Here is a 16734-nt window from a genome sequence, read left to right on the forward strand (position 1 = left end):
TCTTCGTATAGGAATATAATGGAACTATTACGATCTTAGAAGGGAGACAGACCTTTGAAGCATATACAATTTGAGCGCAGTACATTGAATCATATTCGTTTGCATGTGCTGCCGACAGATCGGTTCAAAACGTTTGCTATTTCCGTGTACATAGGCCGTCCCTTAGATGAAGATACGGTCACGAATACCGCCCTTACTCCTTTTGTATTACGCAGAGGAACAGAATTACGGCCGGAAACGAAGCAATTTCGAGAGTATTTGGATGATCTGTACGGTGCAGGTTTTGGATTTGATATTTACAAAAGAGGCGATTATCAAATTGTGCAGTTGCGGATGGATATCATTAATGACCGTTTCGTAAAGTCTGCGCAATCACTCTTGAAACAAGGGCTTGATTTTGTTGGAGAAACGCTTACACGACCTGCTCTGGAAGGTAATCATTTTCGCACCAAATATGTAGATTCCGAGAAGCAAACGCTTCAGAAGCGTATTGAATCCGTTATTAATGATAAAATCCGCTATGCCGCTGAGCGCTGCATCGAAGAAATGTGCAGTGACGATCCGTATCGTCTTCACCCATTGGGTAAAATAGCGGATCTTGACCGTATTAATTCCGAGCAGCTTTACGAACAGTATAGACAGTGGCTTCAATCACAGCCGATAGATATTTATGTGGTAGGTAACACAACGCTCGCTGAAGTTGAAGGAATTGTCTCTTCCGCGTTCAAAATTGATCGCAATCAAGATGTTGGTTACGTGACCTCGGCTCCGCGGGGCGCTTCAGGTGAAGTGAAAACGGTTGTCGAGCGATTAGACGTTAATCAAGGTAAACTCAACATGGGACTGCGCACGAATATTTCCTATGGGGATGAGCTCTATCCTGTAGCTCTTATGTATAATGGGGTCCTAGGCGGATATCCGCATTCCAAGCTGTTTATTAACGTCCGTGAGAAAGCAAGTTTAGCTTATTATGCTTCTTCTCGATTTGATGGACACAAAGGCATATTAACGATCCAATCAGGTATTGAAATGGCCAATTATGAGAAAGCGGTTGATATTATCCGCAAGCAGCTAACGGCGATGGAGCAGGGAGATATCAATGATATTGAACTAAGCCAGACGCGGGCTATGATTGCGAATCAGCTTCGAGAAATCCAGGATTCCGCTTTTGAATTAATTTCTTTTGATTTTAATGCGATCTTGTCGGGTAAAGAGCGCACAGTAGCGGGGTTAATCGAGTCCGTGGAACAAATCGACGTTCCGGCGATTGCTGATGCTGCTAAGCGAGTTCAACTGGATACGATTTATTTTTTACGGGATCGGGAGGGAGAGTAGGCCATGAAAGTTATTCCTTATCCACACCTGGGTGAAACGATTTATCACGAAGTGCTCGATAATGGGCTTCATGTGTTTGTTCTGCCCAAAGAAGGTTTCCAGAAAACCTATGCGACGTTCACGACGCAGTATGGTTCTATTGATAACGATTTTCAAGTTGAAGGGAAAGCGGCTGTTCAAGTTCCGGACGGTATTGCCCATTTCCTGGAGCACAAAATGTTTGAGGAGCCCGAGGGTGATATTTTCGCAACTTTTGCTTCGAACGGGGCATCAGCGAACGCTTTCACAAGTTTTGACCGGACCGCGTATTTGTTCTCGTCAACGGACAATTATTTAACCAATTTAACGACATTAATTAATTTCGTGCAAAATCCTTATTTTACAGATGAAAATGTGGAAAAAGAAAAAGGGATTATCGGTCAAGAAATTAAAATGTACGAAGATAATGCGGACTGGAGAAGCTATTACGGTTTAATTGAATCCTTATACGCCAAGCATCCCATTCATATTGATATCGCGGGGACCGTAGCTTCGATTTCCAAAATTACAAAGGAGACTTTGTATGAGTGCTACAATACCTTCTACCATCCGAGCAATATGAGCTTGTTTGTTGTAGGTGGGGTGAATGCGGAAGAAGTAATTAAACTTGTGAAGGAGAACCAAGCTGCCAAAACATTTCCACCGCAAGGAGAAATCAAACGATTTTTCCCGGAAGAGCCAGTAGAGGTGAAGGAAGCACGCAGAGTTACCTTGCTTCCAGTATCGATGCCGAAGTGTTTAATTGGCTTCAAGGAGCAAGCGCCGGCTGTGAATGGCAAGGATTTGCTAGTCAGAGAACTGACAACGAAATTAATGCTGGACGTCTTGTTCAGCTCAAGCTCGGATATTTATCAAGCGCTTTATGATGAACAGCTTATCTCTGATAATTTCGGACATGAATATAATTGCAGCGATGGATATGCCTTCTCTATCCTTGGCGGAGACACCAAAGATCCTGATCAGCTTATTGCCCGTATCCGTGAAGAAGTCGAAAAAAGGAAAAGCCCTGGGCTTGATGAGGTTACCTTTGAACGCAGCCGCAAGAAAAAAATCGGCAATTTCTTACGGATGATGAATTCCCCGGAATCGATTGCGAATGAGTTTACGAAATACCGCTTTAAAGGCATTGATTTGTTTGACATTTTGCCTGTTTATGAGCAAATTACGCTTCAGGATGTTAATCGACGCTTCAGAGAGCATTTTGATTGGAGTAAGCTTGCTATTTCCATTGTTCAAAGTCGTGAGAAGTCGTGACCTTTTCCAAGCCATTTAGTGAGCAAACGGTTCTCATTACGGGTGCCAGCCGGGGGATTGGAGCAGCGATTGCTGAGCGCTTCGCCGCGGTAGGGATGAAAGTGGTCATCCACTACCGCGATTCTCATGAAGCGGCGAATGAAGTTGCCAGAACTTGCATGAAGCATGGCGCGAAGGTACTCACCGTATCTGCAGATGTCAAATCCCGAGAACAAATTCTTTTGATGAAGGAAAAGCTGGAGCAAAAAGATATGGTTCCTGATATCATCGTGAATAATGCTGGTATTGCTCATTACGGGCTGTTGTCAGATGTAAGCGAAGAAGAATGGGATTCTGTCATGGACGTTAATTTAAAGGGAGCATTTCTTTGTTCGCAAACCTTTATGCAAGCGATGATTTCCCAAAAGTATGGTCGAATCATTAATGTATCCTCGATTTGGGGTATCTCAGGGGCATCTTGTGAAGTGGTGTATTCCACGGCAAAAGGTGGGCTGAATGCGTTCACTAAGGCATTAGCTAAAGAACTTGCTCCATCCGGCGTAACAGTGAATGCCGTTGCTCCAGGGGCTGTTGAAACGGATATGATGTCCGGGTTTCAAACTGAGGAGCGGGATGCGATTGCCAGCGAAATTCCGGTCGGCCGCTTTGCAATGCCTTATGAGGTGGCTTCGCTCGTTTATTTCTTGGCCTTGCCTGAATCCGGCTATATCACGGGTCAAATTATAAGCCCTAATGGTGGATGGTTAACTTAATGTCATTGTAAGAAGCGCGCATAATTCTAGTGGGAGAAGCGAATATTACTTATGTAATGACCATCTCTCATAACTCAAAGGAGGCTTCTTACAATGGCTACAGTACTTAAAGTATTTGACAAGTGGAAAGAGTTTCTGGCTGAACGGGTTAGTCAAGCTGGACATGCGGGGATGAGTGATGAAACCATCTCAAAGCTCGCTTTTCAAATTGGTGAATTCCTAGCTGATAAAGTTGATCCGGAAAATGAGCAGGAACGTGTGCTCAAAGAGCTATGGGATGCCGGGGATGAGCAGGATAAACGTACGCTTGCCCGCCTCATGGTAAAATTAGTAGACAAAGGTTAATAACCGTTTTACAATTCAATAGGGTACTATGTGAAAGCCTCCTCTTTCGGAGGCTTTTGCACGCTTTCTTAGGTAGAAAGGAATCGAATTTTATGATTATCAAACGTTCTATGCTTATGATTTTGCTCTTATCTTTTATTGTTGCAGGCTGTGGAAATCGAGGTATTCCAGTTATCAAACAGGAGTTATTGGATAAGAAATTATCTGTCTTGATGCTTTCTAGCGTTAATTTATCTCAAACCGCTAAGGACTCCATTGGGAGTGCGCTTCAAAAGTGGAGAGACGCCAATTTTATCGCCTATGATTGGATTAACGATTTGAGTGCAGTGGATGATCGTGTGCTCACGAAATTGAAAGCAAGCTCGTACGATTACATATATGTTATCGGCAACGATTTGTTTCCTTCGGCCAATGGGGTGATTCAGCAGGGGTTAAATCCGGGTAAATGGACATTATTACAGAGTCAGTTGGATGTAAACGGGAGTGCGAGCACAGCCATTGAGCAAGCTGCGTTATTGCAAATTGATTCTCAACAGATTGAAAACTTGAAGAATCAGTGGATTCAAAATCTCATGGCTCAGAATGTTACGGTGGAATGGGTAACGAGAAGCGATCGCCCGATTCCTTCCGCATGGGCACCTTCGGAAGAAGCGGACCACATTGTTTTGCTTGATAATAATGAACAATGGTTTCAGCAGCTAGCTTTCCAAACGAGACAGCACTATGCTGCTTGGATTATTTTCTATTCTCCCGCGACAGAAGCGCAGCTGCAAAAAGCAAAAACGCTGGGAACATCTGTCATAGATGTTTCTAATTCATTATCAGCTGAGCTTAACTGGCCGCAAATTCTCGATGACCGGCTTCTTGTAATGACAAGTAAGTCATGGCAGAAAGGCGCTTTAAATTATAATGAAAAAGAGCTTACTGAACTCAAAATGAAATAAATTCGTGCTTCTTTACAGAAGGAAATTGGCGAAAATTGTAGAATTTATTTGAAGAGCTAACAAAAGGACGTTACAGATACAGCGATGAGGTGGAAGGATTGGACGTTAAAGAATGGTATATGGAGTATAAGATTCACAAAAATCGTCCCGGGTTATTAGGGGATATCGCTTCCTTAATGGGGATGTTGGATATTAATATTGTAACCATTAATGGGGTTGAAGATCGTACGCGCGGTATGCTTCTTCAAACTAACGATGAAGAAAAAATTGACTTAATGGGTAAAATGCTGAAAAAAGTAGATAATATTACTATTACGGCATTGCGTCCACCCAAGCTCGTGGATATTTTGGCTGTACGTCATGGTCGATATATCGAACGTGATTCGGATGATCGCAAAACATTCCGGTTTACCCGTGATGAGTTAGGGTTATTGGTTGACTTCCTTGGCGAGGTTTTCAAACGTGAAGGTAATCATGTGATCGGGCTTCGCGGCATGCCTCGGGTTGGCAAGACGGAATCGATTATTGCAGGAAGTGTTTGTGCAAATAAACGCTGGACATTCGTTTCTTCCACGTTGCTTCGTCAGACGGTTCGCAGCCAATTATCCGAAGATGAGATGACGCCTAACAATGTGTTTATTATTGACGGAATCGTTTCCACGATTCGTTCGAATGAGAAGCATCATAGTCTTTTACAGGATATCATGGCTATGCCTTCTACGAAGGTAATCGAGCATCCGGATATATTTATTCGCGAATCGGAATACACTTATAATCACTTTGATTATATTATTGAGCTTCGTAACAGCCCGGATGAGGAAATCAATTACGATTCATTTACGTATACGTCCGAACCATTTTAAGGTTTGTAACGTCATTAACTAATGAGATTCCCGTGGGGAGGTGACCATTATGTCTGATCTTGGATACATTTTACGCAAGACACGATTGGAAAGAAAGATTTCGCTAGATGATTTGCAGGAAGTTACAAAAATTCGTAAACGCTACCTTGAAGCCATTGAAGAAGGAAACTATAAAGTGCTGCCAGGAAGCTTTTATGTACGAGCTTTTATCAAAAGCTATGCCGAAGCGGTAGGGTTGGATCCAACTGAAGTGTTGAATATGTACGAGACAACGAATCCTTCTCCAGTCGTGGAAAAACCGGTAGTAGAAACAATTCGTAAAAATCGAACGAGCGTTCGTAATACAGAGAAAATGAGCCGTTGGGCGTCAAGCGTTATGTTTATTTGTTTCATTTTGCTCATTTTCGGAATTGTGTACTATTATACATATAAGAACTATAAGGGAACACCGGCAGGGGAAAAGCCTTCTCAAACGCAGTCTCCGCGAATTACGGATACCACGAATCCCGGGGCAGGAACGACTCCGACAACTTCAACGAATGCCTCCAGTGAAGGTAAAGTGGAGCCTCTTCCGACCCCAACACCGGCACCGACACCGACGCCACCAGCGGTACAAGTTAAATTTAGCAGCAACGAAAAAGGCGTAGATAACTACACGATTACTGGCACTGCGAATTTAAACATACAGATGAAAATAAACGGTTCCTGCTGGATTCGAATTGATGCCCTTACAGATGGTGGCGGTAAAGACATGTTAAGACAAAAACTTTACAAAGCAGGCGATACCGACGCCTTTGATTTGACAAGTTCCGCCTATCTGAATGTAGGAGCAGCAAGTGCGCTAGAGCTTACTGTGAACGGCACCGTGGTACCTGTTGGTGATACACCTAATCCAAAGCGTGTACAGCTGAACTTGCAAAAAAACTAGCATTTTGGCAGTTCCTGCGCTTTCCCGGGTAATGAAATCATTTCCTCAAGAGACATCCTAGGCCGTGGGGCTGCGGGATGTTTCTTTTTATTAGACTTCTTGCTATAATGCTATTGTAATTTGATGGAAAGGGTGTTTGGTCTAAGATGAGTTCAGAAAGTTCGTTCGATATTGTATCCAAGGTGGATATGCAGGAGTTAAATAACGCCATTCAACAGGCTGAAAAAGAGATTGCAACCCGCTTTGATTTTAAAGGCAGCAAAAGCAGCATTAAATTAGAAAAAGATCAATTAGTCGTTACTTCGGATGACGAATTCAAGCTTCAGAATGTTCTAGATATCCTGCATGCGAAAATGACAAAACGCGGGATTTCGATCAAAAATCTCGATTACAGCAAGGTAGAACCAGCTGCCAGCTCGACTGTAAGACAGAAAATCAGTATGAAACAAGGTGTCGATCAAGAAAATTCGAAAAAAATCAACATCCTGATTCGTGATTCGAAACTTAAGGTGAAAACGCAAGTACAAGGAGATCAAATTCGGGTAACAGGCAAGAGCCGTGATGATTTGCAGGCTGTTATCGCTCTGCTTCGCAAGGCGGAGATTCCTCTTGATCTGCAATTTGTAAACTTAAAATAGGCATACATACCATGTTATTGAAAGAGAAGCCCCCTGCTGCTAGGGGGTTTTTACATTTTGACACCCTATAGGGCTTGTATTATACTTGTAGGGAGCGTTTTTAGGACTATTGGAGGTTGTTTCTTTCATGACAGAAAAGGTTAAAGTAGTAACCCTCGGATGCGAGAAGAATATGGTCGATTCCGAGATTATGGCTGGATTAATACATGGGCGTGGTTTTCAGCTTGTAGATAACAAGGAAGATGCCACTGTCATTATCGTGAACACTTGCGGGTTCATTGATGCAGCGAAAGAAGAATCCGTAAATACAATTTTGGATATGGCAGAACTCAAAGAAACAGCGAATCTTAAGGCGCTTATCGTGTCAGGTTGCTTAACCCAGCGTTACAAAAAGCAGCTGCTCGATGAAATGCCGGAGATTGACGGAATCGTGGGAACGGGAGATTTTGACAAAATCAATGATATTGTTGATGAGGCTCTGCGCGGGAAAAGACCGGTTCTTGTTGGGAATCCGGTATTTAACTATGATGCGGACCTGCCGAGGCTTGTTACAACGCCTAGATATACAGCGTATGTAAAAATCGCCGAAGGTTGCGATAATGCCTGCACATTCTGCAGTATTCCGATCATGCGCGGCAGCTTCAAGAGCAGAAGCATGGAGTCCATTGTAGCAGAAGTAGCAAACTTGGCTTCACAAGGCGTGAAAGAAATTAGCTTAATTGCACAGGATTCTACGAATTACGGTACAGATTTGTATGATAGCTTTATGCTGCCTACGCTTTTAAATAAAGTGAGCGAGGTAGAAGGCATCGAGTGGGTACGTCTGCACTATGCATACCCTGGTTTCTTTAGCGATGAGTTAATCGAAGTGATGGCGACGAACCCGAAAGTATGTAAATACATCGATATGCCGCTTCAACACAGCGAAGATTCTATTCTTAAACGTATGCGTAGACCTGGCCGTCAAAAGGATACCCGTGAGTTGGTTCGCAAAATTCGCGAATCGATCCCGGATGTTGCGCTTCGGACTTCACTTATTGTAGGGTTCCCGGGAGAAACGGAAGAAGATTTCGAGAACTTGAAACAATTTGTTCGAGATGTACAGTTCGATCGCCTTGGCGTTTTTGCTTATTCCAAAGAAGATGATACTCCGGCGGCACGTTTGCCGAATCAAGTGCCTGATGATGTGAAAGAGTATCGTGCGAATGCGATCATGGAAATCCAAAGAGAAATTTCGAATATCCGCGGCGGACGCCGTATCGGTCAAGAAATTGATGTACTGATTGAGCGGTACGATGGTAGAAGTGATGTGTATATTGGGCGTTCTCAATTTGATGCTCCCGAGATCGATGGGGAGGTATTCGTATCGAATGGTAAACTAACGATCGGTGAACTCGCCAAAGTTCGTATTACCCACTCTTATGAGTTTGACTTATCTGGGGAGGTAATTGCATGAACCTGGCCAACCGCATCACCGTGGCGAGGATTTTACTAGTACCGATCATCATGTTTTTTCTGTTGATTAAGGTGAAATTCCCTCATATACGGATTGAGGAATTTAGCATTACGTATAATCAAATTATTGCTGCTACTATTTTCATTATTGCAGCGAGCACAGATAGTTTAGATGGTTATATTGCCAGAAAACGCAATCTAGTAACCAATTTAGGCAAGCTGCTTGATCCCTTGGCGGATAAGCTGCTTGTTACGGCTGTGCTCGTTTCACTAGTGGAAATGGGTAAAGTAGATGCTTGGATCGTCATTGTTATTATCAGTAGAGAATGGGCTGTAACTGGTCTTCGCCAAATTGCTCTGCTGGAAGGCACAGTGATGGCGGCTAGTAAGTGGGGAAAAGCAAAGACGGCAGCTCAGATTACAGCCATCATAGCGCTACTTATCAATAATTTTCCGTTTACGTTTGTAGATTTTCCTTTTGATGTCATAGCAAGTTGGGCAGCGGCCATCATTACGGTCTACTCAGGTATCGAGTATTTTGTGAAAAATAAACATGTCATAGACTTTTCAGAAAAGACACAATAGGTCATCCTATTGGTTTTTTTCTATTCTAGGAGGATGCTGGGATGAAAGCAGAAATCGTTGCTGTTGGAACAGAGCTCTTGCTTGGACAAATTGCGAATACGAACGCTCAATTTCTTTCTAGGGAGTGCGCCGCAATTGGTGTGGATATATATTTCCAAACCGTAGTGGGTGATAATGAGCAGAGATTGCTGGAAAGCCTCACGTTAGCCGCTTCCAGAGCCGACGTGGTCATCTGCACAGGTGGTTTGGGACCTACACAGGATGACCTAACAAAAGATGTCCTAGCGGCTTACGTAGGTCGTCAGTTAATCATTCATGAGCCGTCCATGAACGCAATCACCCAGATGTTTCAATCACGCGGCATACATATGGTTGAAAGCAACAGGCGTCAAGCGTTAATGCTTGAGGGCAGTGATCCATTACATAACGAAACAGGACTAGCGGTAGGTGTTGCCTTCACGTTTGAAGGAACTCATTTCATTCTTCTGCCTGGCCCGCCCAAAGAAATGAAGCCCATGTTTACCAATTATGCGGTTCCTTGGCTGCATGCGGTTATGCATGATGAAGTTCCGCTTTATTCCAAAATGCTTAAATTTGCCGGCATCGGTGAATCTAATTTAGAGCATCAATTAATTGATTTGATTCAGGCACAATCGGACCCAACCATTGCTCCATATGCCAAAGAAGGCGAAGTGACGATTCGTCTGACGACCCGCGCGCAAACGGCGGAAGAGGGCGAGCGTAAACTGTTTGCGACTGAACAAGAGATTAGAAGCCGTTTAGGCCAGCATATTTACGCGGATCAAGACGTACCGATTGAAACGATAGTTTTGAAAATGCTGGATGAACGCAAGTTGTCGCTTGCAGTTGCTGAGAGCTGCACAGGCGGTTTGCTCAGTGATTTAATAACTTCAATACCCGGGAGTTCGAGCTCTTTCCTGGGGGGGATTATCTGTTATTCCAATGCGCTAAAACATAAACTTCTCGGTGTTCCTATGGATGTGCTGGAAGGTGAAGGCGCGCCAGGTGCCGTTAGCAGCGAAACAGCGGTTATCTTAGCAGAGAACTTGCTCACGACAACGGGGAGTGACTTTGGCATTTCCGTAACCGGTGTAGCCGGTCCTGGTTGGTCTGAAGGCAAGCCTGTCGGGCTTGTGTATATAGGATTTGCGCAAAAGAACGCGGAGACACAAGTCATTACGCTGCAGCTTTCCGGCAATCGGGAATCGATTAAACACAGATCCGCGAAGAGCGCGCTCTACCACCTTTGGAAACAGTTGAAAGAAAGCTAGAGTTCGCATATAATCAAATAAGTGTTAACGGAAGAACCGTAACAAAGCGATAACTTTGTTGCGGTTTTTTGTTTGTTCGCGAAAAAGTCGAATGTATGTTCGAAAAAGTACTTGGCAAACACCCCGAAACAAGTTATCATATACCTATAATGATAGAAGGAAGTGAGTGTTTTGACAGACCGTCGCGCAGCACTTGATAATGCATTACGACAAATTGAGAAACAATTCGGTAAAGGCTCCATCATGAAGCTTGGAGAGTCAACGCATATGCAAGTTGAAACGATTTCAAGCGGAGCGTTAGCCCTTGATATTGCTCTAGGAATAGGTGGATTCCCACGCGGAAGAATTATTGAAGTATACGGACCTGAGTCCTCAGGTAAAACAACTGTAGCTTTACATGCGATCGCTGAAGTCCAAAAGGTTGGCGGACAAGCTGCATTTATCGATGCAGAGCACGCTTTGGATCCTTCTTATGCAAGTAAGCTAGGCATTAACATAGATGAGCTGTTGCTCTCTCAACCTGACACTGGTGAGCAAGCACTAGAGATCGCAGAAGCGCTTGTAAGAAGCGGCGCGGTTGATATTATCGTTATTGACTCTGTAGCGGCACTAGTACCTAAAGCAGAGATCGAAGGCGAAATGGGAGACTCTCACGTGGGTCTGCAAGCACGTCTGATGTCTCAAGCACTTCGTAAGCTATCTGGTGCAATTAACAAATCCAAGGTTATTGCGATTTTCATTAACCAGTTGCGTGAGAAGGTCGGCGTTATGTTTGGAAACCCGGAGACAACGCCTGGTGGCCGTGCACTGAAGTTTTATTCCTCCGTTCGACTGGATGTTCGTCGCATAGAAACGATCAAGCAAGGTAACGATATGGTCGGTAACCGCACGAGAATTAAGGTCGTTAAGAATAAAGTAGCTCCTCCGTTCAAACAAGCGGAAGTAGATATTATGTACGGTGAAGGAATCTCACGTGAAGGCAGTATCATTGATATCGCAACTGAGATGGATATCGTGAATAAAAGCGGAGCTTGGTATTCCTATGAGGGTGAGCGTTTAGGCCAAGGTCGTGAAAATGCAAAGCAATTCTTGAAAGATAACAAAGCAATTGCCGAAACAATCGAACAAAAAATCCGTGAAAACAGCAATTTGATTGTTGCTGTCGGGCCAAATGTAGACGAGGAAGACGATGAGTTAGAAGCGGCTTTCGAGTAAGATTCGATGATATGATACCGTGAAAGCACCTTAAACCTTAGGTTAGGGTGCTTTCGTGCATGAAAGGGGCTAGAAAGCTTGGAGCAGGAAGAACAGCAGATGTCTATCATCACACTAGTAGAGAAACAGAAGCGGGGGAAGCACCGCTATAATATATTTTTGAATGAAGAGTACGCGTTTTCCGTTCACGAAGACATTCTGATTAAGCATCGGTTAGTAAAAGGAGAGAGTGTAGATCTCCAAGATATGGAGAGAATCATTCAAGATGAAGAGCAGAATAATGCGTATATGAAGGCTTTGCGAGCGATTGGCCGGCGACCGCATTCATCGAGCGAGTTGAAACGCAAGCTCAAAGAATCTGGTTATGAACCACCCATTATCGAATGGGTGATTGAGAAGTTAGCTTCGCAAAATTATCTGAATGATGAAGAATTTGCTAAAATGTGGACGGACAGCCGGATTATTTCTCAAAAGAAAGGCCGCAACCTCGTTCGTCAAGAGCTGCAGCAAAAAGGTATCGATAAAGAATTGGTTAAACATGCAATGGAGAACATCAATCAGGAAGATGAAATAGCTGGAGCCATGAAACTTGCTCAAACGAAATGGAAGCAAACTTCAGGTGAGCTTTTTGACAAGAAGAGAAAGACGGCAGCTTTTCTAATGCGCAGAGGGTACACGGGGGCCGTAGTGACGAAGGTGCTTGGGCAATTGAGCAGCGAGCCGAGTGAAGATGATTTTGAAATCCATGATGATTCCTTCGATGATTAATGTTGTTAAATATTAACTGAAATTACTTAACAACATGAATGAATAAAAGGGTACGTAGTTGGGCATGATGATCTTCTCATGGACTATCGCTTGACAAGCTTCTTCGACAAAAGATAAAATAACAGTGTATATTTTCATAATGTATTCAAAATCATACTTATTTCATTGATTTTGAGAGGACAGATGTAAAAACCGCCAATTTTTACACTGTTGATTATGGATTATTAGCACTATAGTGCCTCTTACGCACAGTGCGCATTCATTTAAAAGCCATACTCTTTTTACTTTAGGGTATGTATGACTAGTCAAACAATTAAAAATCGGATTAAAAAACCGAACGGAATCCCAGGCTAACACCTTGGAGAAACCAACGAGGAGGTGAACAAGATGATGACTTTCATCTGGATCGCGATCATTCTCATTGTTGGAGCTGCATGCTTAGGGATTGGTTATTTTATCCGTAAATCTCTTGCAGAAGCGAAAATTTCCAGTGCTGAAACAGCCGCTGAGCAGATTAGAGAAGCTGCTAAGAAAGAAGCAGAAGCACTGAAAAAAGAAACGGTTCTGGAAGCAAAGGACGAAGTGCATAAGCTTAGGTCCGAAGCTGAAAAAGACATTCGTGAGCGTCGGAATGAAATTCAACGACAAGAAAGACGATTGTTGCAAAAAGAGGAATCGCTGGATAAAAAATTAGAATCTCTCGAGCGTAAAGAAGAGCAAGTTTCCAACAAAGAGAAGCGGATCGAGGATACCCAAAATCAAATTGATCAGCTTTATAAAAGCCAGGTTTCGGAGTTAGAGCGTATCTCAGGACTTACAATGGAAGAAGCGAAAAGCATCATTCTTACCAATGTGGAGCAGGAAGTACGACACGAGACCGCACAGCTTATTAAAGAAATCGAACAACAGGCCAAAGAAGACGGCGATAAGAAAGCCCGTGAAATCATCACGCTCGCCATTCAACGTTGTGCCGCAGATCATGTTGCTGAAACGACCGTTTCAGTTGTTTCACTACCAAATGAAGAAATGAAGGGCCGTATTATCGGTCGTGAGGGACGTAATATCCGTGCATTGGAAACATTAACGGGTATTGACCTTATTATTGATGACACGCCAGAAGCAGTTATTTTATCTGGATTTGATCCAATTCGTCGCGAAATTGCTCGTACATCCCTAGAGAAACTTGTTGCCGATGGACGTATTCATCCAGCACGTATTGAAGAGATGGTTGAGAAATCCCGTAAAGAAGTGGATGAACGCATCCGCGAATATGGGGAGCAAGCCACGTTTGAAGTTGGAGTTCACGGATTGCATCCTGACTTGATTAAAATTTTGGGTCGACTGAAATTTAGAACAAGTTATGGTCAAAACGTATTGAAGCATTCCATGGAAGTAGCTTATCTGGCTGGTCTGATGGCCGGGGAGCTCGGGGTAGACGTAACTTTGGCGAAACGTGCCGGGCTGCTTCATGACATCGGTAAGGCGCTTGACCACGAGGTTGAAGGATCTCATGTCGAAATCGGTGTTGAGATTGGTAAGAAATACAAGGAACATCCAGTCGTCATTAACAGTATTGCTTCCCATCATGGCGATGTAGAAGCAACTTCCGTTATTGCGATGTTAGTCGGAGCAGCAGATGCCTTATCCGCGGCGAGACCTGGAGCACGCAGGGAAACGCTCGAAACATATATTAAGCGTTTAGAAAAGCTCGAAGAAATTTCGGAATCTTTTGAAGGTGTTGAGAAATCATACGCCATTCAAGCAGGCCGTGAAGTACGTGTTATGGTTCAACCTGAGAAAGTGGATGATACCGAAGCGTTCCGTCTGGCCCGCGATATTACCAAAAAAATCGAGGGTGAACTCGATTATCCAGGACATATTAAGGTTACGGTCATTCGTGAAACACGAGCTGTTGAATACGCTAAATAAGAGTAACCAATGCGAAAAGTGGCTGATACAGCCACTTTTCCTTATTTTATAGGCGGGCCGATTTCATAGTATCACTACCCTCCATGCATCTATGTGAATAAAGGAGCTACAAAATTGTTATGAAAATTGTATTTATTGGAGATATTGTTGGATCTGTTGGACGCAAAGCACTAAAAAATGTCATGCCTCGTTTAAAGCGAGATCATCCTCACGCCGTGTTCATCGCCAATGGAGAGAACGCTGCTGCAGGGAAAGGGATAACATCAGCCATCGCGAAAGAAATCTATGAGATGGGCATTCAGGCGCTTACAATGGGCAATCATACATGGGATCAAAAAGAAATTTTCGATTTTATCGATCGGGATGAGAAAATGGTTCGTCCAGCCAATTTTCCGCCAGGTACGCCAGGCAGGGGACATACTGTCATTAAAGTGAAAGATCAGGAGCTGCTGATCATCAATTTACAAGGGCGCACATTCTTGCCGCCAATTGATTGTCCATTCCGCAAAGTAGATGAGATCCTTGAAGCGGATAAGAAAAAACATAAATTTATTTTTGTCGATTTCCATGCTGAAGCAACGTCTGAGAAAATTGCAATGGGGTGGCATTTGGACGGGAGGGTATCGGCGGTTGTCGGCACACATACCCACGTGCAAACCAATGATAACCGCGTCTTGCCGCAAGGCACGGCTTATGTGACAGATGTGGGAATGGTTGGTCCACGTGATGGCATCCTTGGGGTGGAGCGAAATGCTGTGCTTCAGAAATTCAAAACACAGCTTCCTGTGAGATTTGTAACCGATGAAGGGAAATGGCACTTCCACGCTGTCGTTATCGAGTTGAATGATCAAACAGGTCAAGCGAAAGCCATCCAGCTTATTCGGTACGATGAAGACCAAGTTTTCATGGATTAATAGTTATTTCAGAAAATTTTGAGAATTAGAACGTAATAGAAAGTCATGTTTGTGCTGTCTCGGGAATATGATGATTAATGGAACTATCCATCATTCCCGAGGAGGTACTATTCATGGATGTATTAAAAGTTTCAGCAAAATCCAATCCAAACTCCGTTGCAGGTGCTTTGGCAGGTGTGTTGCGTGAGCGCGGGGCAGCTGAGCTCCAAGCGATCGGTGCAGGCGCCTTGAACCAAGCCATCAAAGCAGTAGCGATCGCAAGAGGATTTGTGGCGCCTAGCGGAGTTGACTTAATTTGTGTACCAGCCTTCACAGATATCGTGATTGACGGGGAAGATCGGACGGCCATTAAATTAATTGTTGAGCCGAGGTAATGAACTTCACCATACATAGGAATGCCTGCAGCCTGTTTACCTTGTAGACAGGTTTTTTATTCTACGCCAAAACCTCTGACAAGAGGTTTTTGTCTTGTTTAGCGATAAATAAGGAGGCTGGATGGATGAAGATCATGGATGGTCATTGCGATGCGTTAACGAAGTTGTATGTGAACCCAAAGCTCGATTTTGAGAAGGAAGATCAGGAACTGGATGTCAGTTATCCGAGACTAAAGCATGCGGGCGTTAAGGTGCAGTGTTTTGCCATTTATTTATCCGACTCTATCCAACAGCCGACATTTGATCATATCTTACAGATGGTTGATATTTTTCATCGGAAAATTGTGAGTCATTCGGGTATTAGATTTATTCAGAATGTGCAGGACTGGCATGAAGTAGAAGCGGGAGATCAAATTGGCGCAATTCTGACACTTGAAGGCGTGGATGCATTGGCAGGCAATTTGACCCATCTAAGAATCCTGTACCACCTCGGTGTACGAAGCATAGGACTAACTTGGAACTATGCGAATTGGGCCGCAGACGGCGTAATGGAGCCTAGAAAAGGCGGATTCACAAGAAAAGGTAAACTCATGTTAAGAGAATTAGAAACTATGGGTATAATAGCAGATGTGTCACACTTATCGACGGCGGCATTTTGGGAATTGGTCGAAGGTTATAACAAACCTTTTATTGCTTCACACTCCAATGCTCAGAAAATATGTCCCCATCCAAGAAATTTATCAGACGATCAAATCAAAGCTATCATCCAATGTCAGGGTCAAATCGGCCTTACATTTGTTCCTTACTTCGTTGATAGCGTGAATCTGGCAGTTTCTATTCCAGGTTTACTTAAACATATTGATCACGTCTGCTCGTTGGGGGGAGAGAGACAAATTGGGTTTGGATCGGATTTTGACGGCATTGAACAATGGATCAAAGGGTTAAGACATGCAGGGCAATACGAGAATCTAATCGAGGCGCTTTGTAAAAACTATAACGAAACACAAGTAGAGGCTTTTTTGTTTGGAAATTGGCGGAATTTCATGCTGACGAACCTTCCGAAATGAAAATTGAAAATCGATCTAAAATTGATATGGATTCGAT

Annotated in this window: 17 protein-coding genes; all 17 read left to right on the forward strand. The window is 43.5% G+C overall.

What is annotated here, in order from left to right; genetic code table 11:
• Positions 1–54: 54 nt before the first annotated feature.
• The 17 genes from yfmF to ACUN27_RS15825 all read left to right on the forward strand — a co-directional run bounded on the left by yfmF (position 55) and on the right by ACUN27_RS15825 (position 16697).
• On the forward strand, positions 55–1335 hold the full coding sequence (gene yfmF, locus ACUN27_RS15745; RefSeq protein WP_315951026.1) for an EF-P 5-aminopentanol modification-associated protein YfmF: 1281 nt from the start codon (positions 55–57) through the stop codon (positions 1333–1335).
• A 3-nt stretch (positions 1336–1338) separates the two neighbouring features.
• Positions 1339–2628 carry an EF-P 5-aminopentanol modification-associated protein YfmH gene (gene yfmH / locus ACUN27_RS15750; RefSeq protein ID WP_315951025.1) on the forward strand — a complete coding sequence of 430 codons (1290 nt, stop codon included), beginning with the start codon at positions 1339–1341 and terminating at the stop codon, positions 2626–2628.
• A complete protein-coding gene (gene ymfI / locus ACUN27_RS15755; protein WP_315951024.1) occupies positions 2625–3380 on the forward strand; it encodes an elongation factor P 5-aminopentanone reductase in 756 nt (251 codons plus the stop codon). The genes yfmH and ymfI overlap by 4 nt, the downstream gene beginning before the upstream one ends.
• A 93-nt stretch (positions 3381–3473) precedes the next feature.
• Complete coding sequence (locus ACUN27_RS15760) at positions 3474–3725, forward strand: DUF3243 domain-containing protein (protein ID WP_127450964.1); 252 nt, start codon at positions 3474–3476, stop codon at positions 3723–3725.
• Between the two features lie 92 nt (positions 3726–3817).
• Positions 3818–4669: a hypothetical protein gene (locus tag ACUN27_RS15765; protein WP_326060253.1), complete on the forward strand. Its 852-nt coding sequence runs from the start codon at positions 3818–3820 to the stop codon at positions 4667–4669.
• A 119-nt stretch (positions 4670–4788) separates the two neighbouring features.
• Complete coding sequence (locus ACUN27_RS15770; RefSeq protein ID WP_379171917.1) at positions 4789–5532, forward strand: DUF3388 domain-containing protein; 744 nt, start codon at positions 4789–4791, stop codon at positions 5530–5532.
• 49 nt (positions 5533–5581) lie between these two features.
• Positions 5582–6460, forward strand: coding sequence for a helix-turn-helix domain-containing protein (locus ACUN27_RS15775; RefSeq protein ID WP_315951022.1), 879 nt, complete (start codon positions 5582–5584; stop codon positions 6458–6460).
• Between the two features lie 146 nt (positions 6461–6606).
• Positions 6607–7098: a YajQ family cyclic di-GMP-binding protein gene (locus ACUN27_RS15780; RefSeq protein ID WP_315951021.1), complete on the forward strand. Its 492-nt coding sequence runs from the start codon at positions 6607–6609 to the stop codon at positions 7096–7098.
• A 127-nt stretch (positions 7099–7225) separates the two neighbouring features.
• A complete protein-coding gene (gene rimO, locus ACUN27_RS15785) occupies positions 7226–8554 on the forward strand; it encodes a 30S ribosomal protein S12 methylthiotransferase RimO (protein WP_315951018.1) in 1329 nt (442 codons plus the stop codon).
• Positions 8551–9138 carry a CDP-diacylglycerol--glycerol-3-phosphate 3-phosphatidyltransferase gene (gene pgsA / locus ACUN27_RS15790; protein ID WP_127450952.1) on the forward strand — a complete coding sequence of 196 codons (588 nt, stop codon included), beginning with the start codon at positions 8551–8553 and terminating at the stop codon, positions 9136–9138. Before rimO ends, pgsA begins: the two co-directional genes overlap by 4 nt.
• 41 nt (positions 9139–9179) lie before the next feature.
• Positions 9180–10430, forward strand: coding sequence for a competence/damage-inducible protein A (locus tag ACUN27_RS15795; protein ID WP_445559167.1), 1251 nt, complete (start codon positions 9180–9182; stop codon positions 10428–10430).
• 171 nt (positions 10431–10601) lie between these two features.
• Positions 10602–11645 carry a recombinase RecA gene (gene recA / locus ACUN27_RS15800; protein WP_315951015.1) on the forward strand — a complete coding sequence of 348 codons (1044 nt, stop codon included), beginning with the start codon at positions 10602–10604 and terminating at the stop codon, positions 11643–11645.
• Positions 11646–11723: 78 nt separating this feature from the next.
• Entirely contained in the window at positions 11724–12413 is a 690-nt protein-coding gene (locus tag ACUN27_RS15805) for a regulatory protein RecX (protein WP_315951014.1), read from the forward strand.
• 387 nt (positions 12414–12800) lie between these two features.
• Positions 12801–14342, forward strand: a complete 1542-nt coding sequence (gene rny, locus ACUN27_RS15810) for a ribonuclease Y (RefSeq protein WP_315951497.1) — start codon at positions 12801–12803, stop codon at positions 14340–14342.
• Between the two features lie 119 nt (positions 14343–14461).
• Positions 14462–15256 carry a TIGR00282 family metallophosphoesterase gene (locus tag ACUN27_RS15815; RefSeq protein ID WP_315951012.1) on the forward strand — a complete coding sequence of 265 codons (795 nt, stop codon included), beginning with the start codon at positions 14462–14464 and terminating at the stop codon, positions 15254–15256.
• A 113-nt stretch (positions 15257–15369) separates the two neighbouring features.
• Positions 15370–15630 carry a stage V sporulation protein S gene (locus ACUN27_RS15820; RefSeq protein WP_028558349.1) on the forward strand — a complete coding sequence of 87 codons (261 nt, stop codon included), beginning with the start codon at positions 15370–15372 and terminating at the stop codon, positions 15628–15630.
• 125 nt (positions 15631–15755) lie between these two features.
• Positions 15756–16697 (forward strand): dipeptidase, encoded by a 942-nt coding sequence (locus ACUN27_RS15825; RefSeq protein ID WP_315951007.1) that lies wholly within the window; start codon positions 15756–15758, stop codon positions 16695–16697.
• The last annotated feature ends 37 nt before the right edge of the window (positions 16698–16734 follow it).

The organism is Paenibacillus sp. WC2504 (assembly GCF_052682475.1).